The 21482-nt window shown below is 69.7% G+C and carries 26 protein-coding genes; 8 read left to right on the forward strand and 18 right to left on the reverse strand.

The window, feature by feature from the left end:
- Positions 1-46: 46 nt before the first annotated feature.
- The 6 genes from carA to ACFFGY_RS13460 all read left to right on the forward strand — a co-directional run bounded on the left by carA (position 47) and on the right by ACFFGY_RS13460 (position 7812).
- Complete coding sequence (gene carA, locus ACFFGY_RS13435) at positions 47-1507, forward strand: glutamine-hydrolyzing carbamoyl-phosphate synthase small subunit (protein WP_377045002.1); 1461 nt, start codon at positions 47-49, stop codon at positions 1505-1507.
- Entirely contained in the window at positions 1504-2262 is a 759-nt protein-coding gene (locus ACFFGY_RS13440; protein ID WP_377045003.1) for an SDR family NAD(P)-dependent oxidoreductase, read from the forward strand. The genes carA and ACFFGY_RS13440 overlap by 4 nt, the downstream gene beginning before the upstream one ends.
- Positions 2263-2280: 18 nt before the next feature.
- Positions 2281-2619: a hypothetical protein gene (locus ACFFGY_RS13445; RefSeq protein ID WP_377045004.1), complete on the forward strand. Its 339-nt coding sequence runs from the start codon at positions 2281-2283 to the stop codon at positions 2617-2619.
- Positions 2620-2668: 49 nt separating this feature from the next.
- Complete coding sequence (gene carB, locus ACFFGY_RS13450) at positions 2669-5911, forward strand: carbamoyl-phosphate synthase large subunit (RefSeq protein ID WP_377045005.1); 3243 nt, start codon at positions 2669-2671, stop codon at positions 5909-5911.
- A 152-nt stretch (positions 5912-6063) separates the two neighbouring features.
- Positions 6064-6537, forward strand: coding sequence for a transcription elongation factor GreA (greA, locus tag ACFFGY_RS13455; protein ID WP_377045006.1), 474 nt, complete (start codon positions 6064-6066; stop codon positions 6535-6537).
- A gap of 12 nt (positions 6538-6549) precedes the next feature.
- Positions 6550-7812, forward strand: coding sequence for a threonine ammonia-lyase (locus ACFFGY_RS13460; protein WP_377045007.1), 1263 nt, complete (start codon positions 6550-6552; stop codon positions 7810-7812).
- Between the two features lie 134 nt (positions 7813-7946).
- Here ACFFGY_RS13460 and ACFFGY_RS13465 read toward each other — a convergent pair whose 3' ends face one another.
- From ACFFGY_RS13465 to ACFFGY_RS13480, 4 genes are all read right to left on the reverse strand, one after another.
- Positions 7947-8303, reverse strand: coding sequence for a hypothetical protein (locus ACFFGY_RS13465; protein ID WP_377045008.1), 357 nt, complete (start codon positions 8301-8303; stop codon positions 7947-7949).
- Positions 8300-9298, reverse strand: coding sequence for a DnaJ C-terminal domain-containing protein (locus ACFFGY_RS13470; protein ID WP_377045009.1), 999 nt, complete (start codon positions 9296-9298; stop codon positions 8300-8302). The genes ACFFGY_RS13465 and ACFFGY_RS13470 overlap by 4 nt, the downstream gene beginning before the upstream one ends.
- Before the next feature lie 265 nt (positions 9299-9563).
- Positions 9564-10775 carry an acyltransferase family protein gene (locus ACFFGY_RS13475; protein WP_377045010.1) on the reverse strand — a complete coding sequence of 404 codons (1212 nt, stop codon included), beginning with the start codon at positions 10773-10775 and terminating at the stop codon, positions 9564-9566.
- Positions 10776-10815: 40 nt separating this feature from the next.
- Positions 10816-11307, reverse strand: a complete 492-nt coding sequence (locus ACFFGY_RS13480; protein WP_377045011.1) for an Lrp/AsnC family transcriptional regulator — start codon at positions 11305-11307, stop codon at positions 10816-10818.
- Between the two features lie 147 nt (positions 11308-11454).
- On the opposite strand from ACFFGY_RS13480, the gene trxB reads away from it, so the two are divergent.
- Both trxB and ACFFGY_RS13490 read left to right on the forward strand, forming a co-directional pair.
- The gene (gene trxB, locus ACFFGY_RS13485) at positions 11455-12435 is read left to right on the forward strand and encodes a thioredoxin-disulfide reductase (RefSeq protein WP_377045012.1); all 981 of its coding nucleotides are present in this window, start codon (positions 11455-11457) and stop codon (positions 12433-12435) included.
- A 51-nt stretch (positions 12436-12486) separates the two neighbouring features.
- Positions 12487-13380: a LysR family transcriptional regulator gene (locus ACFFGY_RS13490; protein ID WP_377045013.1), complete on the forward strand. Its 894-nt coding sequence runs from the start codon at positions 12487-12489 to the stop codon at positions 13378-13380.
- Between the two features lie 52 nt (positions 13381-13432).
- On the opposite strand, the gene ACFFGY_RS13495 is transcribed toward ACFFGY_RS13490, so the two are convergent.
- The 14 genes from ACFFGY_RS13495 to rpsN form a co-directional block, all read right to left on the reverse strand.
- Positions 13433-13864 carry a hypothetical protein gene (locus tag ACFFGY_RS13495; RefSeq protein WP_377045014.1) on the reverse strand — a complete coding sequence of 144 codons (432 nt, stop codon included), beginning with the start codon at positions 13862-13864 and terminating at the stop codon, positions 13433-13435.
- A gap of 53 nt (positions 13865-13917) precedes the next feature.
- Entirely contained in the window at positions 13918-14343 is a 426-nt protein-coding gene (gene rplQ / locus ACFFGY_RS13500; RefSeq protein ID WP_377045015.1) for a 50S ribosomal protein L17, read from the reverse strand.
- Positions 14344-14370: 27 nt separating this feature from the next.
- Positions 14371-15387 carry a DNA-directed RNA polymerase subunit alpha gene (locus tag ACFFGY_RS13505; RefSeq protein ID WP_377045016.1) on the reverse strand — a complete coding sequence of 339 codons (1017 nt, stop codon included), beginning with the start codon at positions 15385-15387 and terminating at the stop codon, positions 14371-14373.
- Between the two features lie 26 nt (positions 15388-15413).
- Positions 15414-15812, reverse strand: coding sequence for a 30S ribosomal protein S11 (gene rpsK, locus ACFFGY_RS13510; RefSeq protein WP_377045017.1), 399 nt, complete (start codon positions 15810-15812; stop codon positions 15414-15416).
- A 1-nt stretch (position 15813) separates the two neighbouring features.
- Positions 15814-16191 carry a 30S ribosomal protein S13 gene (gene rpsM, locus ACFFGY_RS13515; protein ID WP_377045018.1) on the reverse strand — a complete coding sequence of 126 codons (378 nt, stop codon included), beginning with the start codon at positions 16189-16191 and terminating at the stop codon, positions 15814-15816.
- 172 nt (positions 16192-16363) lie between these two features.
- Positions 16364-17014 carry an adenylate kinase gene (locus ACFFGY_RS13520; protein WP_377045019.1) on the reverse strand — a complete coding sequence of 217 codons (651 nt, stop codon included), beginning with the start codon at positions 17012-17014 and terminating at the stop codon, positions 16364-16366.
- On the reverse strand, positions 17011-18405 hold the full coding sequence (secY, locus tag ACFFGY_RS13525; RefSeq protein WP_377045020.1) for a preprotein translocase subunit SecY: 1395 nt from the start codon (positions 18403-18405) through the stop codon (positions 17011-17013). The genes ACFFGY_RS13520 and secY overlap by 4 nt, the downstream gene beginning before the upstream one ends.
- Positions 18406-18500: 95 nt before the next feature.
- On the reverse strand, positions 18501-18992 hold the full coding sequence (gene rplO, locus ACFFGY_RS13530; protein ID WP_377045051.1) for a 50S ribosomal protein L15: 492 nt from the start codon (positions 18990-18992) through the stop codon (positions 18501-18503).
- Positions 18993-18999: 7 nt separating this feature from the next.
- Positions 19000-19191, reverse strand: a complete 192-nt coding sequence (rpmD, locus tag ACFFGY_RS13535) for a 50S ribosomal protein L30 (RefSeq protein WP_377045021.1) — start codon at positions 19189-19191, stop codon at positions 19000-19002.
- Positions 19184-19825, reverse strand: a complete 642-nt coding sequence (gene rpsE / locus ACFFGY_RS13540) for a 30S ribosomal protein S5 (protein ID WP_377045022.1) — start codon at positions 19823-19825, stop codon at positions 19184-19186. Before rpsE ends, rpmD begins: the two co-directional genes overlap by 8 nt.
- An 11-nt stretch (positions 19826-19836) precedes the next feature.
- Positions 19837-20190, reverse strand: coding sequence for a 50S ribosomal protein L18 (rplR, locus tag ACFFGY_RS13545; protein ID WP_377045023.1), 354 nt, complete (start codon positions 20188-20190; stop codon positions 19837-19839).
- Entirely contained in the window at positions 20190-20723 is a 534-nt protein-coding gene (gene rplF / locus ACFFGY_RS13550; RefSeq protein WP_377045024.1) for a 50S ribosomal protein L6, read from the reverse strand. Before rplF ends, rplR begins: the two co-directional genes overlap by 1 nt.
- A 13-nt stretch (positions 20724-20736) precedes the next feature.
- Positions 20737-21135, reverse strand: a complete 399-nt coding sequence (gene rpsH, locus ACFFGY_RS13555; RefSeq protein ID WP_377045025.1) for a 30S ribosomal protein S8 — start codon at positions 21133-21135, stop codon at positions 20737-20739.
- 12 nt (positions 21136-21147) lie between these two features.
- Positions 21148-21453 (reverse strand): 30S ribosomal protein S14, encoded by a 306-nt coding sequence (rpsN, locus tag ACFFGY_RS13560; RefSeq protein WP_377045026.1) that lies wholly within the window; start codon positions 21451-21453, stop codon positions 21148-21150.
- Positions 21454-21482 lie beyond the last annotated feature (29 nt).

Raw genomic sequence — 21482 nt, forward strand, 5'->3', positions numbered from 1 at the left:
ATGGGAAATGGTGGACTTGGGAAATCAGTTCCCAGATAAGGGTTCCATGCGGTCCGTGGAAGAGATCATCACCCTGATGGGCGGCGCCGAGGCAGTGGCGAGCCGCTGCGGCGTCGGCCTCGAAGCCGTGCGCAAGTGGCGGCAGTCGCGCGCCATCCCGCCCAAGCACTGGGCGGCGGTGCTGTCCGCCACCGGGCTGGGCTTCCACGAGATGCCGCGCGGCGGCTCCGCCGATGCCGGTTCCGACCCGTCCGCGGGCGAGAAGCCGTCGGCCGCCGCGGCGCAACCAACCCCTCCGGAGAAGACGATGCCCGAGCCTGTCGAGACCGTGTCCGGGACCCGCGGCGGGGATGTTCCGCCCGGCGCCACCGCCTGCGTGGTGCTGAGCGACGGCAGCGTGTTCTGGGGCCGCGGCTTCGGCGCGGCGGCGCGGCAGGTGGGCGAGATCTGCTTCAACACGGGCCTCACGGGTTACCAGGAAACACTGACCGACCCGTCCTATGCCGGGCAGATCATCACCTTCACCTTTCCCCATATCGGCAACGTCGGCGCCAATGGCGAGGACGTGGAAAGCACGACGCCCGCCGCGCGCGGGCTGATCGTGAAGGCCGACCTGACCGAGCCCTCCAACTACCGCGCCACGCGCCACTTGGACGACTGGCTCAAGAGCTTCGGCATCCCCGGCATCGCCGGCGTCGACACCCGCGCGCTGACGATCCGCATCCGTGACCTCGGCGCGCCCAACGGCGTGATCTGCCACGCGCCGGACGGGGTGTTCGACCTCGCCGCGCTGCGGGCCGAGGCGGCGGGCTGGCCGGGGCTGGAAGGCATGGACCTGGCGAAGGACGTGTCCTGCCGGCAGTCCTACAACTGGGAAGGCGGTCTCTGGAGCTGGGCCGAGGGCTACGCCGCCAAGACCCCGAAGCGCCACCGCGTGGTGGCCGTGGACTACGGCGCCAAGCGCAACATCCTGCGCTGCCTGGCCGATGCCGGCTGCGAGGTGACGGTGGTACCGGCGACGGCCACCGCCGAGGAGATCCTGCGTCACGAGCCCGACGGCGTTTTCCTGAGCAACGGCCCGGGCGACCCGGCGGCCACGGGCGAATACGCCGTGCCGGCGATCCAGGGCGTGCTGGAGGCCCAGAAGCCGGTCTTCGGCATCTGCCTCGGCCACCAGCTGCTGGCGCTGGCGCTGGGGGCCAAGACCTACAAGCTCGACCGCGGGCACCGCGGCGCGAACCAGCCGGTGAAGGACCTCGCCACCGGGCGGGTGGAGATCACCTCGCAGAACCATGGCTTCGCGGTGGACGACAAGTCGCTGCCCGAAGGCGTCAGCATCACCCACGTCTCGCTGTTCGACGGCTCCAACGAGGGCATCGCCTGCGAGGCCAAGCGCGCCTTCTCGGTGCAGTACCACCCGGAAGCCTCGCCGGGGCCGAGCGACAGCCACTACCTGTTCCACCGCTTCACCGCGGTGATGAGCAAGGCCAAGGGAGAGCCGGCGTGACGGCACTGTTCGACCTGTCCGGCCGGGTGGCGCTGGTCACCGGCGGCAATGGCGGCATCGGCCTGGGTCTCGCGCAGGGGCTGGCCGAATGCGGGGCGCGGGTGGTGATCACCGGGCGCAACGCCGAGAAGAACGCGGCCGCCGTGGCGGCGCTGGGCGGCGACGCCCTCGCGCTGGTGGTGGACGTGACCGACCGCGCCGGGTGCGACCGCGCCGTGGCCGAGGTGCTGCGCCTGGCAGGCCGGCTCGACATCCTGGTGAACAATGCCGGCACCAATATCCGCCAGCCGCCCGAGGCGATCACCGACGAGGCCTGGGACACGGTGCTCAACACCAACCTGACCTCGATGATGCGGCTGTGCCGCGCGGCCTACCCGGCGCTCAAGGCTTCCGGCCATGGGCGGGTGATCAACAACGGTTCGATGATGTCGATCTTCGGCGGGCCGCAGCACGTGAGCTACGGCGCCTCCAAGGGCGGCGTGGTGCAGCTGACCAAGTCGCTGGCCGTGGCCTGGAGCGGCGACGGCATCACCTGCAACGCCATCCTGCCCGGCTGGATCGAGACGGAGCTGACGGTGGGCGCCCAGCGCGACAACCCGGCGCTGCATGACAGCGTGATCGCGCGCACGCCCGCCGGCGTCTGGGGCAAGCCCGCGGATTTCCGCGGCATCGCCGCTTTCCTGGCCAGCGACGCGGCCGCTTTCGTCACCGGCACCGCCATCCCGGTGGATGGCGGCTACTCGGCGCGCGGCTGAGCCGGAAGGCCGCGCCGGATGAACGGGGTGACCACGGGCGACGCGCCGATCGACAGGGCCGCCATCGAGAGCAGCATGCTCGGCGGGGCGGACCTGCTGCTGGCCTTCCTTGTCGGCTGCCTCGCCTGCCTCGCGCTGGTCTTCCTCCTGCGCTCCGTGCTGCGGCGCCGGGCCGAGGGGCTGCACAACAAGGGCGGCGTGGCGCTGCTGCTGACGCTCGCGGTGTCGGCCGTGGTGCTGTGGCTGCTGCGGCCCTGGATCTCGCCCTCCTTTCCGGTGAACGGCTTCGTCGAGGCCGGCTACATCGCCTGCGTCATGAACATCCCGGCGGCCATCGCGCTGACCTGGCGGCGTTAAGCGCCGCCCCTCACCTCTTTCAACGCCCGATCACCCGAGCGGAGCCACCATGCCCAAGCGCACCGACCTCCAGTCCATCATGATCATCGGCGCCGGGCCCATCGTGATCGGGCAGGCCTGCGAATTCGACTATTCCGGCGCTCAGGCCTGCAAGGCGCTGCGCGCCGAGGGCTACCGGGTGATCCTGGTGAACTCCAACCCCGCCACGATCATGACCGATCCGAGCCTGGCGGACGCGACCTATATCGAGCCGATCACCCCTGAGGTGGTGGAGCGCATCATCGCCAAGGAGCGGCCCGATGCGATCCTGCCCACCATGGGCGGGCAGACGGCGCTCAACACCGCGCTGAAGCTGGCCGAGGCCGGCGTGCTGGGGAAGTACGGCTGCGAGCTGATCGGCGCCAAGGCCGAGGTGATCGACAAGGCCGAGGACCGGCTGAAGTTCCGCGACGCGATGACCAAGATCGGCATCGAGAGCCCGCGCTCGGCCATCGCGCACACGATGGAGGAAGCGCGCGCCGGCCTCGACGAGGTGAAGCTGCCCTGCGTCATCCGCCCCTCCTTCACGCTGGGCGGCACGGGCGGCGGCATCGCCTACAACCGCGAGGAATTCGAGCAGATCGTCTCGGCCGGCCTCTCTGCCTCGATGACCAACGAGGTGCTGATCGAGGAAAGCGTGCTCGGCTGGAAGGAGTTCGAGATGGAGGTGGTCCGTGATTCCGCGGACAACTGCATCATCGTGTGCTCCATCGAGAACCTCGACCCGATGGGCGTCCATACGGGCGATTCCGTGACCGTCGCGCCGGCGCTGACGCTGACCGACAAGGAATACCAGCGGATGCGCGACGCGAGCATCGCGTGCCTGCGCGAGATCGGCGTGGATACCGGCGGCTCCAACGTGCAGTTCGGCATCAACCCGGTGGATGGCCGCATGGTGGTCATCGAGATGAACCCGCGCGTGTCGCGCTCCTCGGCGCTGGCGTCGAAGGCCACCGGCTTCCCGATCGCCAAGATCGCGGCGAAGCTGGCGGTGGGCTACACGCTGGATGAGCTGACCAACGACATCACCGGCACGCCAGCCTCCTTCGAGCCCACCATCGACTACGTGGTGGTGAAGATCCCGCGCTTCACCTTCGAGAAGTTCCCAGGCACGCCGGCGACGCTGACCACCTCGATGAAGTCGGTGGGCGAGGCCATGGCGATCGGCCGCTCCTTCGCGGAGGCCTTCCAGAAGGGCCTGCGCTCGCTCGAGACCGGGCTGACCGGGCTCGATGACATCGCAGCCCCGGGCGACGGCTCGGTGGAAGCCTTCATCGCGGCGCTGTCGACGCCGACGCCGGACCGTTCCGTCGTGGTGGCGCAGGCCTTCCGCGCCGGCCTGTCGGTTGAGCAGATCCACGGCGCCTGCCGCTTCGACCCCTGGTTCCTGCGCGAGATCGAGCGGATCGTGCGGGCCGAGGAAGGCGTCCGCGCGGGCGGGCTGCCCGTGGATGCGGCGGGCTTCCGCCGGCTCAAGGCGCTGGGCTTCTCGGACCGTCGGCTGGCGAAGCTCGCCGGCAGCGACGAGGCCGACGTCACCGCGGCGCGGCTGGCGCTGGACGTGCGGCCGGTGTTCAAGCGCATCGACACCTGCGCCGCCGAGTTCGCCTCCTCCACCGCCTACATGTACTCGACCTACGAGGGCGGCTTCGGCGCGCCCGTGGACGAGGCGGCGCCGAGCGACCGGAAGAAGATCATCATCCTGGGCGGCGGGCCCAACCGCATCGGCCAGGGCATCGAGTTCGACTACTGCTGCGTCCACGCGGCCTATGCCCTGCGTGAGGCCGGGTTCGAGACCGTCATGGTCAACTGCAACCCGGAAACGGTGTCGACCGACTACGACACCTCCGACCGCCTCTACTTCGAGCCGCTGACCGCCGAGGACGTGATCTCGCTCATCCGGGTCGAGCAGTCGCGCGGCGAGGTCCTGGGCTGCATCGTGCAGTATGGCGGGCAGACGCCGCTCAAGCTGAGCCAGGCGCTGCACAAGGCCGGCATCCCCATCCTGGGCACCTCGGCCGAGGCCATCGACATCGCCGAGGACCGCGAGCGCTTCCAGCAGTTGCTCCAGGGCCTGGGCCTCAAGCAGCCGCGCAACGGCACGGTGCGCACGCTGGAGGAAGCGGCGGACGAGGCGGACCGCATCGGCTACCCGGTGGTGGTGCGCCCCTCCTACGTTCTGGGCGGGCGCGCGATGGAGATCGCGCACGACCGGGCGCAGCTGATGCGCTTCGGCGCGGAAGCGGTGAAGGTGTCGGGCGAGAACCCGATCCTGATCGACCAGTACCTGTCGGACGCGATCGAAGTCGACGTGGACTGCATCGCCGACGAGGCGGGCAACGTCTACGTGGCCGGCGTGATGGAGCACATCGAGGAAGCCGGCATCCATTCCGGCGACAGCGCCTGCTCGCTGCCGCCCTACTCGCTGAGCCCGGCGGTGATCACCGAGCTCAAGGCCGAGACCGAGGCCATGGCCCGCGCGCTCAAGGTCAAGGGCCTGATGAACGTGCAGTACGCGGTGAAGGGCAACGAGATCTTCGTTCTCGAGGTCAACCCGCGCGCCTCGCGCACCGTGCCCTTCGTGGCCAAGGCGACCGGCGTGCCGGTGGCCAAGATCGGCGCGCGGGTGATGGCGGGCGCACTGCTCAGCGAGTTCCGCCTGGATGACGACGCCATCAGCCCGCACGTCGCGGTGAAGGAAGCGGTGTTCCCGTTCAACCGCTTCCCCAACGTCGACGTCATCCTGGGGCCGGAGATGAAGTCCACCGGCGAGGTGATGGGCCTCGACCATTCCTTCGAGCGCGCCTTCCTCAAGGCCCAGATGGGCGCCGGCGTGAAGCTGCCCGAGGCCGGCACGGCCTTCATCTCGGTGCGCGACGGCGACAAGGCGGCGATGGTGTCGCTGGCCCGGCGCCTGGTGGAGATGGGCTTCGGCGTCGCGGCCACCCACGGCACCGCCGCCCGCCTGCGCGAGGCCGGCCTGCCGGTGAGCGAGGTGAAGAAGGTGCTGGAAGGCCGGCCCAACTGCGTGGACGCCATGAAGTCGGGCGAAATCCAGCTGGTGATCAACACCGCGGGCTCGGGCCAGTCGGTGGCGGACAGCTTCGACATCCGCCGTTCCGCGCTCACCAGCGGCATCCCGCACTACACCACGGTGGCCGGCGCGCGGGCCGCGGTGCACGCCATCGCGGCGCTGCGTGCGGGAACGCTTGATGTGGCCCCCTTGCAGTCCTACTTTCAGTCTTCGTTCTGAGGGCACGGGGCGGGGCTGACCGAACGGTCGGCACCCGCCCCTGCTTTTAAGAGGCACCGTGTTTGGGGTGGGATCGCCCACCCGGCGCCGTGCCGGCTTCCGGTTCACCGGTGGCTGGCGCGGTCGCGTCGTGTTCTGGGAAGGTTTACGCCGTGCAGAAGTTCCCCATCACAGCCGAAGGGCTGGCCCGTCTGGAGGACGAGCTGCGGGTGCTGCGGGCCGAGGAGCGGCCGGCGGTGATCCGCGCCATCGCCGAGGCGCGCGCCCATGGCGACCTGTCGGAGAACGCGGAGTACCACGCGGCGCGCGAGCGGCAGTCCTTTATCGAGGGCCGCATCGCCGAGCTGGAGTCCGTGATCCCGTCCTCCGAGGTGATCGACGTGGCCAAGATGGCCGGCGACCAGGTGCGCTTCGGCGCCACGGTCACCATCGTCGACGAGGAATCCGAGGACGAGAAGACCTATCGCATCATCGGCGCCTACGAGGCCGACATGAAGAAGAACAGCATCTCGATCTCCTCGCCGCTGGCGCGCGCGCTGCTGGGCAAGGGCGTCGGCGACACGGTCGAGGTGCCGGCGCCGGGCGGGGCACGCTCCGTCGAGATCACCAAGGTCGCCTACAACTAAGGCCCGCCCTGCATGACCGCCGCCGCGCCCGACGCCGTGACCGCCACCGCCTTCGCCAGCCGCGTGGCGGCACCCCCGGTCACACTGGCAGAAGTCCGGGCGGCGGCGGAGCGCATCCGCGGCGCGGTGGTGCGCACGCCCACCATCCAGGCCCCCGCGGTCGGCCGCGCGGCGGGTTGCGAGGTCTGGCTCAAGCTCGACAACCTCCAGGCCACGGGCGCCTTCAAGGAGCGCGGGGCGGCGAACCGCCTGGCGCTGCTTTCCGCGCGCGAGAAGGCCACCGGCGTGGTCGCCATGTCGGCCGGCAACCACGCCCAGGCCGTGGCGCGCCATGCCAGCCTGCTGGGGATCCGCGCCACCATCGTGATGCCGCGCTTCACGCCGGCCACCAAGGTGGTGCGCACCGAGAGCTGGGGCGCCGAGGTGGTGCTGCACGGCGAAACCCTGGCGGAGGCCGCGGCGCATGCCCACGCGCTGTCGCTGCGCGACGGGCTGGTGTTCATCCATCCCTACGACGACCCGGGCGTGATCGCCGGCCAGGGCACCATGGCGATCGAGATGATCGAGGATGCCCCGGCGATCGACACGCTGGTGTTCCCGGTGGGCGGCGGCGGACTGCTGGCCGGCTGTGCCGCAGCGGCGCTGGAGATCAACCCGAACCTGCGCGTCTTCGGCGTGGAGGTGGAAGGCTACCCGGCCATGGCACAGCGCCTGGCGGGGCGGCCGATCACGGTGGGCGGTCCGACCGTGGCCGAGGGGATCGCGGTGCGCGACGTGGGCGAGACGCCCTTCGCGCTCCTGCGGCAGATGGGCATCGAGGTGCTGGTGGTGCCCGAGCGCGCCGTGGAACAGGGCATCGCCCTGCTGGCCGAGGGCGCCAAGGTGGTGGCCGAGGGTGCCGGGGCGGCGGGCGTCGCGGCGCTGCTGAGCCATCCGGCGCGCTTCGCCGGGCACCGCGTGGGCACGCCGGTCTGCGGCGGCAACATCGACGCGCGGGCGCTGAGCAACGTGCTGCTGCGCCAGCTGCTGCGCGACGGGCGGTTGCTGCGGCTGCATTTCGACATCCCCGACCGACCCGGCGTGCTGGCGGATATTTCCCGCCGGATCTCGGAAGCCGGCGGCAACGTGATCGAGGTGAAGCACCAGCAGCTCTTCGGCGCGCCCACGGTGCAGTCCACCGAGCTGGAGCTGATGGTCGAGGTCCGCGACGCCGCCCAAGGCGCCGCGATCATCGCGACGCTGGAAGCGGGCGACTACGTGGTGCGCCGGGGCTGACGCCCCGGCTTCAATTCCCCTTCTGGGGCTGACGCCTCGGCTTCATTCCCTCGCAGGGGCTGACGCCAGGGTTTCAGGTCCCCCACGGGGCTGGCGTCCCAGCCCCCATTTCCACCAGGGCTGACGCCCCGGCTTCAGTCCTCCTCGAGCGCCGACAGGCGGCGCGCCAGGCTGCGCAGGCTTTCCTCGGGCAGTTCCCCCAGCGCGTCGCGCAGCCGGCGCATCTGCCGGCGGCTGTCGTGCAGCTGGTCCACCAGCGACAGCACCACGGGGATGGCGGGCTCGCCCAGCTCCAGCTCGTCGCGCAGTTCCAGGATCAGGCCCAGGCGCGCCACGTCCACGGCGCGAAACAGTGTCTCGCCCCCTTCACGCGACGGGCGGACCCAGTCCGAGGCGATCCAGCCTTCCAGCGTGCGCGGGTCGAGCCGCCGGAAGCGGCTGAGCACGGCGGCCACGGTGATCGTGCCGGCGGGCGTGGTGGTGGCGCTCATCCCGGTTCTCCCCCCAGGTTGCCTCGCGGATCAAAGGGCGGCTGCTTCAGCTGCCAGCTGCGCAGGAACTCCTCCAGCGCCCCGTCGACGGGCCCGGTCACCAGGCGCAGCGTCACCGTCAGGTCACCGGCCTCCGCCCCGCTGCCGGCCGCCACGCCGCGTCCGCGCAGGCGCAGCTTGGTGCCGCTGTCGGAATGCGGCGGGATGGTGAGCGACACCTCGCCGCGCGGCGTCGGCACGGGCACCCGGGCGCCGAGCACCGCCTCGCTGAAGGTCACCGGCAGTTCCAGCGCGAGGTTGCGGCCGTCGCGTTGAAAGAAGGGGTGCGGCAGCATCGTGACCTCGATCAGCGCGTCGCCGGCGGGGACGTCGTTGCGCCCCGGTTCGCCCTTGCCGCGCAGCCGCAGGATCTGCCCGTCCTCCAGCCCGGGCGGGATGCGCACGTCGAGCTCCCCGCCCTCAGGCAGCGTCAGCCGGCGGGTGGCGCCGTTCACCGCGTCCAGGAAGGAGACCTCCATCCGGTACTGGTGGTCGGCGCCCCGGCGCGCGCGGGTGGTGCCGCCGCCCGCCCCGGTGTGGGTGCGGAGGAAGTCGCTGAAGATGTCGCCGAAGTCGCCGGAGTCGAAGTCGCTGAAGCCCGCGAAGCCGCCGGCCTCGCTGCCCCCCGCCCGGTTCCCACGGCTGCCGGCGCCGGCCGCGCCAGGGCGGTAACGTGCCCCACCGGCACCCGCGGCGTAGTCGCGGTAGTAGCTGCGCTCCGGCCGCTCCTGCCCTTCGGCGTCGATCTCGCCCCGGTCGAACCGGGCGCGCTTGTCCGGGTCGGACAGCAGGTCGTTCGCGGCGTTGGCGGCCTTGAAGCGTTCCTCGGCCTCCCGGTTGCCCGGGTTGAGGTCGGGGTGGTTCTTCTTGGCGATGGCGCGGAAAGCCTGGCGGATCTCGTCCGCACTCGCCGTCCGGCTCACGCCCAGGGTCTGGTAGGGATCGTTGCTCGCCATCGGCCTTTCCAACGTCGCAGGACGGCCCCGGCTTCCGGGGCGGGGCGCCTCGATAGATGGAGACGTGAAAACGGCCGTGCCACGCACGGACGAGCGGCATCGGCCGCGGGCACGCGCCGTTCGGCGGTCCGGTTCGCTACCACGGCCCGGCGCCCAGGCTCAACGGGGCGGGCTCAGCGGTCGGCCACCACGGATCGACATCACGGACCGGCGCCACGGTTGGGCGCCACGGTTGGGCGCCACGGTTGGGCGCCACGGACCGGCCTCAGCCGGGGTGCCCCGCCCCACCCTCCCCCACGCGCCGCGGCCGGCCGCGCAGGACGCGGCTGAGCGACTGCGCGAACCCATCCGCACGCAGGAGCAGCGCCACCGCCATCGCCGTCCAGGCGAGCGCCGTGACGCAGGCCATCAGGCGCGCCGGCACCTCACCCAGGACCGGTTGCAGCAGCAGGTAGGTCGCAGCGCCCGCCGCCACTACGCCGGGCCAGTGGCCGAGATAAAGCGGAAAGGACCAGCGCCCGAGGGCCAGCAGGATCGGGCGGCGCACTGCAACCCCGCCGAAGGCGAGCACGAGGCCCAGGAACTCCAGCATTCCGCCCGTCATCTTCTGGCACTGATAGACCGACAGGCAGGGGAGCGCCGGCAGTTCGGCGCGGCACAGCGTGCCGATGGCCGCGGCCACGCCGCCCTCTGCCAGAACGCCGATCCAGGCGCCGAGGGACACCAGCAACAGGCCGAGGAGCGGGATCGCCATTGTGTTTTTCGTCGCGGTGGTTCTCGCCGCGCCCGGCGCGCGCCCGGGCGACACGAAGCTCAGCAGGTGGCCCAGCAGGAAGCACAGGAAGGCGCTGCGGACGAGCACCACCAGCAGCCCGGCGACCGCCGGCAGCCAGAGCCGCGGGAAGCTCTGCCGTAAGCGGACCAGCGCCAGCACCAGCATCGCGCCCTGGAATTCCAGCGACAGCGTCCAGAGCAGCGGCACCCAGGCACGGGTGAGCGACCTTAGTTCCGGTCCCGGCCAATCGTATTTGCTGAGATAACCCGCGCCGTCGTAGCCCAGCAGCGGCGCGTCGAGCAGCCCGTCGCGGAACACGTCGGGCAGGTTGGGCCGCAGGTCCCAGCTGCCCTGCAGCCAGGAGGACGCCAGGACCTCACCGGCCCGAAGGTTGGGATGTCCGAACAGGCGCATCGCCACCCAGGCGAGAAGGCAGGCCGCCAGCGCCGGCAAGGCGAGCCGCAGGTAGCGCCCGACCACCACGGGCAGCACGGAGCTGTCGCCCGACCAGGCGCGGGTGAGCACGAAGCCGCTCAGCCCGAAGAACAGGAACACGGCCGAGTAGCCGTCGAAGGGTACGAAGAGCGGCGTTGCCCGCCAGGTGGCGCCCGTGCTCCCGCTCGGCGCCAGGATCCATTCCGGCCAATAGGCCGATGCCAGGTGCAGGAACACCACCTGCACCGCCGCCACGCCACGGATCACATCCAGGACGTGATCCCTGCCCCGCGCGGGCACGCCGGGTTCACCCGGGCATGGCTTCGCCCCCCAGCGGCACACCCACGGCCTCCTTGGCCGTGCGGATGACCTGTAGCGTCTGCACCCGCATGACGTGGTCCGCCCCCGTCAGGCGGGCCGTGAGCGCGTTCTCGTGGGCGGTGTCGCGCGCCACCATGCGCAGGAGGAAATCGCCGCCACCCCGGATCATGTGGCACTCCCTTACCTCGGGCCAGGCGGTGACCATGCGCTCAAACGCTTCCAGGATCGACAGTTTCTGCGTTTCGAGGCCGACCAGCGCGAAGACCGTGACCTCCCAGCCCAGCGCGGAGGCATCGAGGTCAGCATGGTAGCCGCGCAGGACGCCGGTTTCTTCCAGGCGGCGGACGCGGCGCAGGCAGGGCGGGGCGGACAGGCCCACGCGGCGCGCCAGTTCCACGTTGGTCATCCGCCCGTCCCGCTGCAGCTCATCCAGGATCAGGAGGTCGGTCGCGTCCAGGTCGGGCGCTTCGTTCGGCATCAGTTTCATTGCCCGAAGTGGCGGGGGAACGAAATATCCTTGCACGTCCCATGCCGTCCAGCCCATCCTTCATGGCATATCGGGTTGCGATACACGCAGGGCTGACCGATATGCTGCGCGAGACCCGCGACTCGCAGGAATTCAGCCGTGTCTGAGAATCATCGCACCAAGCTCCTCGTCCTCGGTGCAGGGCCCGCGGGCTATACCGCCGCGATCTACGCCGCCCGTGCCGGACTTGCCCCGCTCGTCGTGGCCGGGCTGCAGCCCGGCGGGCAGCTGACCATCACCACCGAGGTGGAGAACTACCCGGGCTTCGCGGACCCGATCCAGGGCCCCTGGCTGATGGAGCAGATGGCCGCCCAGGCGCAGCATGTCGGCGCCAAGATCATCATGGACACGATCGTGTCGGTGGACACCGGCAGCCGGCCCTTCCGCTGCGTGGGCGACAGCGGCGACACCTACACCGCCGATGCGCTGGTGATCGCCACCGGCGCCCAGGCCCGCTGGCTGGGCATCCCGGGCGAGCGGGAGCTGTCGGGCTTCGGCGTGTCGGCCTGCGCCACCTGCGACGGCTTCTTCTTTCGCGGCAAGGACGTGGCCGTGGTGGGCGGCGGCAACACCGCGATCGAGGAAGCGCTCTACCTGTCGGGCCTCGCGCGCAAGGTCACGCTGATCCACCGCCGCGAAACCTTCCGGGCCGAGCGCATCCTGCAGGACCGCCTTTTCGCCAGGCCCAACATCGAGATCGTGTGGAACACCACGGTGGGCGCGGTGCTGGCCGACGAGAGCGGCCGCGTCCCGGTGGCGCGGGCGCTGCTGCTGGAGGACGTCACCACCGGCGCGCGGCGGGAGCTGCCGATCCAGGGCCTGTTCGTGGCGATCGGCCATTCCCCCGCCACTGCGCTGTTCCGGGGGCAGCTCGCCATGGACGAGAGCGGCTACCTCGTGACGGAGCCCGGCTCCACCCGCACCTCGGTCGAGGGCGTCTTCGCCGCGGGCGACGTGCAGGATCACATCTATCGCCAGGCGATCACGGCGGCAGGCACGGGCTGCATGGCCGCGCTGGATGCCGAGAAGTGGCTGGCCAGCATCCCCGACGAGGCCCCGGCCCCTGCGGCCTACCTCTGACACCAACGCCGTCCAACCACCGCTTCCCAACCCTGGGGGACAAAACTCCACATGCCGCTCGACTGGGACAAGCTCCGCGTTTTTCACGCCGTCGCCGAGGCGGGGTCCTTCACCCATGCCGGCGAGTCGCTGAACCTTAGCCAGTCGGCCGTGTCGCGGCAGATCCAGGCGCTGGAGGAAGCGCTGTCGGTGCCCCTGTTTCACCGCCACGCGCGTGGACTGATCCTGACGGAGCAGGGCGAAACGCTGAACAAGACGGTGCGCGAGGTCTTCGCCAAGCTGGCCATGACCGAAACGCTGCTGACCGAGAGCCGGGAGCGGGCTGCGGGACGGCTGAAGGTCACCACCGCCACCGGCTTCGGCGCGCTGTGGCTGGCGCCGCGCCTGCAGCGCTTCATCGACAAGCACCCCGACGTCACGGTCACGCTGCTGCTGGACGACGTCGAGCTGGACCTGGCGATGCGCGAGGCCGACGTCGCCATCCGCATGCACCCGCCGCGCCAGCCCGACCTGATCCAGCGCCACGTCGCCACCTTCGGCTGGAAGGTCGTGGCCTCGCCCGAGTACCTGAAGGCGAACGGGCCGCTGAACCGGCCGGAGGACCTCGATAACCACCGGCTGATCACCTACGGCGACTACCGCCCGCCGGTGGAGGACATCAACTGGCTGACCGAGGCGGGCCGCCGCCCGGGGAGCCCACGCCGCGCCGCCATGGAGGTGAACAGCCTGCCCGCGATGCTGCGCGCCGTGCGCTCGGGCATGGGGATCGCGGCGCTGCCGGACTACATGGACGACGACTTCTCCGACCTGACGCCGGTGCTGCCGGAAATGAAGACGCCGAAGTTCGAGGCCTTCTTCGTGTATCCGGAGGAGATGCGCCATTCCAAGCGCGTGGCGGTGTTCCGCGACTTCCTGGTGGCGGAACTGAGCAAGGTTCCGCACTGACGCGGCGGAGGGGACACGGTCCGTCCCCTCCCCGTCCTTGCCGGGCCGCCGGTCAGCGGCCCGAAGCCAGCCTTTCCCCGATCGTCGGGTCGATCGCCGACACCGCGGCGGCGAGCGGCGCGGGCCAGGGCGAGCCGCGCGGCGGCACCTGCCGGTCGAGTTCCCCGTCCCGGATCAGCACCATCCAGAACAGCGCGTCGGCGGGTTCGTAGCCGATCAGCAACCCGTTCTCGCGGCAGTTCCCGCCATTGCAGCCCCAGGCCCAGGCGTAGCCGTCCTTCACCTGCACGCCCTCACCCGGGGCGCGCAGATGGTCGAAGATGACCTGCTGGCGGCCACGGGCGACGTTTCGCAGCATGGGCGCCACGTCCTGCTGGGCGCCGAGTTCCTGCATCGTCTTGCCGCGGAGGGATTCGGCGGTGGGCACGTCCTGCGACCGGGCCACCGACGAGGCCAGCAGCACGAGGAGGAGCCCCAAAAGCAACGGGGCGAGTGGTTGCCCACCCGCCCCGCGGCAGAACGATCCGAAGGAACGGATCACGCCGCCTGCTGCTCGTCCTCGGACACCTCGGCCTTCGGGCCGCTGTCGAGGCCCTTGGCCGCGACGTCGCGGTCCACCAGCTCGATCACCGCCATGTCGGCGGCGTCACCGAAGCGGACACCGGCCTTCAGCACGCGGCTGTAGCCGCCCGAACGCGTCGCGTAGCGCTCGGCGATCGTGGTGAACAGCTTGTCCACGACCTTCGGGTCGCGGATCTGGGCCAGTGCCTGACGACGGGCATGCAGGCCACCGCGCTTGCCGAGCGTGATGATGCGCTCGACGTAGGGGCGCAGCTCCTTCGCCTTGGGCAGGGTCGTGGTGATCTGCTCGTGCTTCAGCAGCGAGGTCGCCATGTTCCGGAACATCGAGATCCGGTGGGCGGAGGTGACGTTGAGCTTACGCCCAGCCATCCCGTGACGCATTGTAGTCTCCTAGGCCCCGGGGGCTTCTCAGAAGGGTTCTTCGACCCGGCGGGCCAGGTCTTCGACATTCTCGGGCGGCCAGCCAGACACCGACATCCCAAGTCCGAGACCCATGGAGGCCAGGACCTCCTTGATCTCGTTCAGCGACTTGCGCCCGAAGTTCGGGGTCCGGAGCATTTCCTGCTCGGACTTCTGCACCAGGTCGCCGATGTAGACGATGTTGTCGTTCTTCAGGCAGTTCGCCGAACGGACCGACAGCTCCAGCTCATCGACCTTGCGCAGCAGGTTGCGGTTGAAGGGCAGGTCGTCCTGCACCTCCTGCACCTTGGCCTCGCGCGGCTCGTCGAAGTTGATGAAGAGCTGCAGCTGGTCCTGCAGGATGCGGGCGGCGAGCGCCACCGCGTCATCCGGCGCGACCGTGCCGTCGGTCTCCACCGTGAGCACGAGCTTGTCGTAGTCCGTGCGCTGACCGACGCGGGTCGGCTGCACCTGGAAGGCGACGCGGCGGACGGGCGAGTAGATCGCGTCCACCGGGATCACGCCGATCTCCTGGTCCTCGGTACGGTTCTCCGACGCGGGCACGTAGCCCTTGCCGGTGGCGACCGTGAACTCCATCGACAGGCGGGCGCCGTCGTCGAGGGTGCAGATGACCAGTTCCGGGTTGGCGATCTCGATGTCGCCGGAGACCTGGATCTGACCCGCCGTCACCTCGCCGGGGCCGGTGGCCTCGAGCGACAGGCGCTTGGTGCCCTCACCCGGCATGCGGATCGCGAGGCGCTTGATGTTCAGGATGATGTCGGTGACGTCTTCCTGCACACCCTGCAGCGCGCTGAACTCGTGCAGCGCGCCCTCGATCTTCACGGCCGTGACGGCCGCGCCCTGCAGCGAGGACAGCAGGATGCGACGCAGCGCGTTGCCGAGGGTCTGGCCGAAGCCGCGCTCCAGCGGCTCCGCCACCACGGTGGCGACGCGCGACGGGTCGGCGCCCGGATCGATGTCCAGGCGCTCAGGCTTAATCAGGGAACGCCAATTGCGATCCAGCACGGGGCTTTCTCCTCGGACGTTCCTGATCAGACGCGACGACGCTTGCGCGGGCGGCAACCGTTGTGCGGGATCGGGGTCACGTCCTTGATGGCGGTCACGTAGAAGCCGACGGCCTGCAGGGCGCGCAGCGCGCTCTCACGACCCGAACCGGGACCGGAGACCATGATCTCCAGCGTCTCCATGCCGTGCTCGCGCGCCTTCTTGCCGGCGTCCTCGGCCGCGACCTGCGCGGCGTAGGGGGTGGACTTCCGGCTGCCCTTGAAGCCCTGCGACCCCGAGGACGACCAGGCAATGGCGTTGCCCTGGCTGTCGGTGATCGTGACGATGGTGTTGTTGAAGGTCGACAGAACATGCGCCACGCCGGTGGCGATGTTCTTGCGCTCCTTCTTGCGCGGACGGGAACCGGCGCTCGGCTGACGGGCCATCTTACTTGGTAACCTTCTTCTTGCCGGCGATCGCCACGGCCTTGCCCTTGCGGGTGCGGGCGTTGGTGTGGGTGCGCTGACCGCGGACCGGCAGGCCACGGCGATGACGCAGGCCGCGGTAGCAGGCCATGTCCATCAGCCGCTTGATGTTCATCGCCACTTCGCGGCGGAGGTCACCCTCCACGCGGTAGTCGCGGTCCAGCATCTCGCGGATGCGGAGGATCTCCTCATCCGAGAGCTGGTTCACGCGACGGTCGTCGGCGATGTTCAGCTTCTCGCAGATCTCGGCCGCGTTCTTCGGGCCGATGCCGTAGATGTAGCGCAGCGAGATCTGCACGCGCTTGTTGTCGGGGATGTTCACGCCGGCGATACGCGCCACGTTCGCTCTCCTGGAGCATACGCTCCTGTAGGGCCGGCAACGGCGGGCAGCCAAGGCCGGCGAGGTGATCACCGCCCGACTCCAGAAGAAGCAGGCAGTTTGCATAGGGGATCGCGGCGGGCAGGACCCACCGCGAGAGAGGGGGCGAGATAGACCACCTCGCCCCATCAGGTCAAGGCTGGTTCAGCACCGCCTCGAGCGCTGCGGTCACGTCGTCGATGTCGGCCATGCCGTCGACGCTGCGCAGCTTTCCTTGCGCCTGGTAGTAGGGCAGCAGGGGTTCCGTCTGGGCACGATAGGCCGCGAGCCGCGCGGCCACGGTCTCGGCCTTGTCGTCGGCGCGGCGGATGAACTCCGTCGAGCCACACACGTCGCACACGCCGGCCACGGCGGTCGGCTTGAAGCTGTCGTGGTAGCCGGTGCCGCACTTGGCGCAGGTGAAGCGGCCGGCGATGCGCTCGACCAGCGCCTCGCTGTCCACCTTGAGCTCGATCACGTGCTCGAGCTCCATCCCCTTCTCGCGCAGCATGACGTCCAGCGCCTCGGCCTGCGGCACGGTGCGCGGGAAGCCGTCCAAGATAAAGCCCTTGGCGCAGTCGGGCTGCGCCACGCGCAGCGCCAGCATGGCGGTGATGATCGCGTCGGGCATCAGCCCGCCGCTTTCCATGATCGCCTTGGCCTCGCGCCCGATCTCGGAGCCCGACTTCACCTCGGCGCGCAGCATGTCCCCGGTGGAGATCTGCGCCACGCCGTAGCGTTCCTCGAGCCGCTTGGCCTGGGTACCCTTCCCCGCGCCCGGCGGTCCCAGCAGGATCAGGTTCAACGACGCCTCCCCACGGTCGGACGGTTGCTGGGCAGCGAGCGACCCGCGCCCGGAGCGCCCAGGCGGGCCTTGCGGATCAGGCCCTCGTACTGGTGCGCGAAGAGGTGCGACTGCACCTGTGCCACCGTGTCCATGGTCACCGACACGATGATCAGCAGCGAGGTGCCGCCGAAGTAGAAGGGCACGCCGTACTGCGCGATCAGGAACTCGGGGATGAGGCAGACCACGGCCATGTAGAGGGCGCCCACCAGGGTCAGGCGCGTCAGCACGCGGTCGAAATAGTCGGCCGTCGCCTGGCCCGGACGGATGCCAGGCACGAAGCCGCCGTTCTTCTTCAGGTTGTCCGCCGTCTCGGTGGGGTTGAACACCACCGCCGTGTAGAAGAAGGCGAAGAAGATGATCAGCGCGACGTAGGCCACCATGTAGAGCGGCTGGCCATGCGCCAGCAGCCCCGCCGCGCGGCTGAGCCAGGTATCGGTGCCGTTGGCGTTGCTGAAGCCTGCGAAGGTGGCCGGCAGCAGCAGCAGCGAGGAGGCGAAGATCGGCGGGATCACGCCGGCGGTGTTGAGCTTCAGCGGCAGGTGGGTGCTGTCGCCGCCGAACATGCGGTTGCCGACCTGGCGCTTGGGGTACTGCACCGGGATGCGGCGCTGGGCACGCTCCATGAACACCACGAAGGCGATCACGGCCAGGGCAACCAGCAAGAAGAAGATGATGAAGGGCGTGCTCAGCGCGCCAGTGCGGCCGAGCTCCAGCGTCGACACGAAGGCATGCGGCAGGTTGGCCACGATGCCCGCGAAGATGATCAGGCTGGTGCCGTTGCCGATGCCGCGCGCGGTGATCTGCTCACCGATCCACATCAGGAACATGGTGCCGCCCACCAGCGTGATGACGCAGGAGAAGCGGAAGAACAGCCCGGCCGTGTAGACCGCCGATCCGCCGGCCGCGCCGCGCATGCTCTCGAGCCCGACGGCGATGCCGTAGGCCTGAACCAGCGCGATCAGCACGGTGAGGTAGCGGGTGTACTGGTTGAGCTTCTTGCGGCCGGTCTCACCCTCCTTCTTGAGGGCATCCCAGGAGGGGATGGCGGCGGTCATCAGCTGAACGATGATCGAGGCCGAGATGTAGGGCATGATGTTCAGCGCGAACACCGTCATGCGCCCCAGCGCACCGCCGGTGAACATGTCGAACATGCCCAGGACGCCGCCGCCGTGCTGGCGCAGCACGTCGGCCATCACCGCCGTGTCCACGCCCGGGACCGGGATGTAGGTGCCGAGGCGGTAGATGATCAGCGCCCCTAGGGTGAACCAAAGCCGCTTCTTCAGCTCGGTGGCGCGTGACAGCACCCCGAGGTTGAGATTGGCCGCGAGCTGCTCGGCGGCGGACGCCATGCCTACCCTCCTCATGACTGCGGCGCCCGGGGGAGTTCCCCGCGCGCCGCAGCGAAGACCTTAAGCGGTCAGGTAATGCCCCCGGGGGGCTTCAATCAAGCGGCAGCAGGCTCTTCGGCCTTGGCCACCGTCACGGTGACCTTGCCGCCCGCCGCCTCGACCGCGGCGATCGCCGCAGGGGAAGCGGTGGACACGGTCAGGTTCACCGCGCGGGTGATCTGGCCCTTGTTCAGCAGCCGAACGCCGGAGCGCTTGCCGCCGACCCGAACCACGCCCGCCGCCTTCAGCGCCGTCTCGTCCAGGGCCTGGTCGGCCGGCAGGCGGCCTTCCGTGATGGCCTTGTCGATCGAGCCGAGGTTGAGCGGCGCGTACTCGACGCGGAACAGGTTCACGAAGCCACGCTTCGGCAGGCGCCGGTAGATCGGGAGCTGACCGCCCTCGAACCCGTTCAGCGACACGCCGGAGCGAGCCTTCTGGCCCTTCACGCCGCGGCCACCGGTCTTGCCCTTGCCGGAACCGATACCGCGACCGATACGCTTGAACTTCGGGCGGGCGCCCTCGTTGTCGCGCAGCTCGTTGAGCTTCACCATGGGATCAATCCTCCACCTTGATGAGGTGGGCGACCTTCCGGATCATGCCGCGCACCGCAGGAGTATCCTCCAGCTCGCGGCTCCGGTGCATCTTGTTCAGGCCGAGGCCGATCAGCGTTTCGCGCTGACCGGGCTTGCGGCCGATGGGCGACCCGGTCTGGGTCACCTTCACGGTCTTCTGGGCAGTCTCAGACACCGCCGGCCTCCTGCGCCGCCGGAGCGGCATCTTCCTTGCGCGGCCCGATCAGGTCGGAAACCTTCTTGCCGCGACGGGCGGCCACGGCGCGCGGGGAAGTCACCTTGCCCAGCGCCGCGAAGGTCGCCTTGATCATGTTGTGCGGGTTCGTGGTGCCGGTGCACTTGGCGACCACGTCGCCCATGCCCAGGGACTCGAACACCGCGCGCATCGGGCCGCCGGCGATGATGCCGGTACCGGCGGGAGCCGCGCGAAGGATCACGCGACCGGCGCCGAACTCACCGATCATGTCGTGGTGAAGGGTACGCCCTTCACGCATCGGCACGCGGATCATCGTCTTCTTGGCGCGCTCGGTGGCCTTGCGGATCGCCTCCGGCACCTCGCGCGCCTTGCCGGCGCCCCAGCCCACGCGGCCCTTCTGGTCACCCACCACCACCAGGGCGGCGAAGGAGAAGCGACGGCCACCCTTCACCACCTTGGCGACGCGGTTGATGGTCACCAGCTTGTCGCGGAGCTCATCGCCCTCGGCGTTCTGCTGCGGCTGATTGCGGTTGTCGTCGCGGCGACGACCGCGGCCACGGCGCTCACCGCCCTCGCCGCCACCCTCGCCACCGGACCTCGGTGCATATGCCATGCGTCAGCTCCTCAGAAGGACAGGCCGCCCTCACGGGCGCCGTCCGCCAGGGCCTTGACCCGGCCATGATAGAGGTAGGGACCGCGGTCGAAGACCACCGCCGTCACCCCGGCCGCCACCGCACGCTCGGCGATCAGCTTGCCGATGGTGGTGGCCGCCTCGAGATCGGCGCCCGTGTTGGCGCGCAGGTCCTTCTCGAGCGTCGAGGCGTGGGCCAGCGTGCGGCCCGCCTTGTCGTCGATGATCTGCGCGTAGATGTGGCGACCCGAGCGGTAGATCGACAGGCGCGGACGCCCACCGGACTTCTGCCGCAGCTGGTAGCGGAGGCGCGAACGCCGGCGCGCCTGAAGTGCGAGCTTGTGCATTACTTCTTCTTACCCTCCTTCCGGAGGATCGTCTCATCGGTGTAGCGGATGCCCTTGCCCTTGTAGGGCTCGGGACCACGGTAGCCGCGGATCTCCGCCGCCACCTGGCCGACGCGCTGCTTGTCCGCACCCTCGACCTTGATCGCCGTGGGGCGCTCGGTCGTGATCTTGATCCCTTCCGGGATCGCGTAGCGGATCTCGTGGCTGTAGCCGAGGTTGAGGATCAGCTCCTTCCCCTGCACCGCCGCGCGGTAGCCGGTGCCGGTGATCTCCATGGACTTCTCGAAGCCCTTGGACACGCCGGTGACCATGCTGTTGATCAGGGCACGGGTGGTGCCCCACATCGTGCGGGCGCGACGGTCGGAACCGCGCGGCGCCACGGCCACGGAGTTGCCGTCCACGGTCACGTCCACCGCGTCCGTCAGCGGCAGGCGCAGCTCGCCGAGCTTGCCCTTCGCCACGATCGCGCCTTCGGCCAGCGTGAGGGTCACGCCCGAAGGAACGGAAACGGGATACTTGCCGACTCGAGACATCTTGCCGGCCTCCTCAGAACACGCGGCAGAGGACTTCGCCGCCAACATTGGCGACGCGGGCCTCAGTGTCGCTCATCACGCCCCGCGGCGTGGAGAGGATCGAGATGCCGAAACCATTGTAGATCTTCGGCAGCTCCTTGATCTTCGCGTAAACGCGACGGCCCGGCTTGGAGACGCGGTTGATCTCCTTGATGACCGGCTCGCCCTCGGAATACTTGAGCTCGATGTGGAGCATCTTCACGCCGGGACGGACGTCCTCGGTCGAGTAGGTGCGGATGTAGCCCTCGCGCTTCAGCACCTCGAGCACGTCGGCGCGCAGGCGCGACGCGGGCGAGGCGATGCGGCTCTGCCGCGCGCGCTGACCGTTGCGGATGCGGGTGAGCATATCACCCAGGGGATCGGACAGGGACATCGGTCCTCCGCCTTACCAGGAAGCCTTGACAAGCCCGGGGATCTGGCCGCTGGAGGCCAGGTCACGGAGCTTGTTGCGGCTCAGCTGGAACTTACGATAATTGCCACGGGGGCGGCCGGTCAGCTCGCAACGAAGGCGAATGCGGACCTTGGCGCCGTTACGCGGCAGCTGGGCGAGCTTGAGAGTGGCCTCGAAGCGCTCCTCGACGGGGGCTTCGCGGTCCATCACCAGCGCCTTGAGGGCGGCACGCTTCTCAGCGTGCGCGGCCGCAAGGTGCATGCGGTGCTTGTTCTTCTCGATGGAAGAAGTCTTCGCCATGCGGTTTTGATCCTCCAGAACCTGGCCCC

Source organism: Roseomonas elaeocarpi, from assembly GCF_042433915.1.
In the GTDB taxonomy this organism is placed as follows: domain Bacteria; phylum Pseudomonadota; class Alphaproteobacteria; order Acetobacterales; family Acetobacteraceae; genus Roseomonas; species Roseomonas elaeocarpi.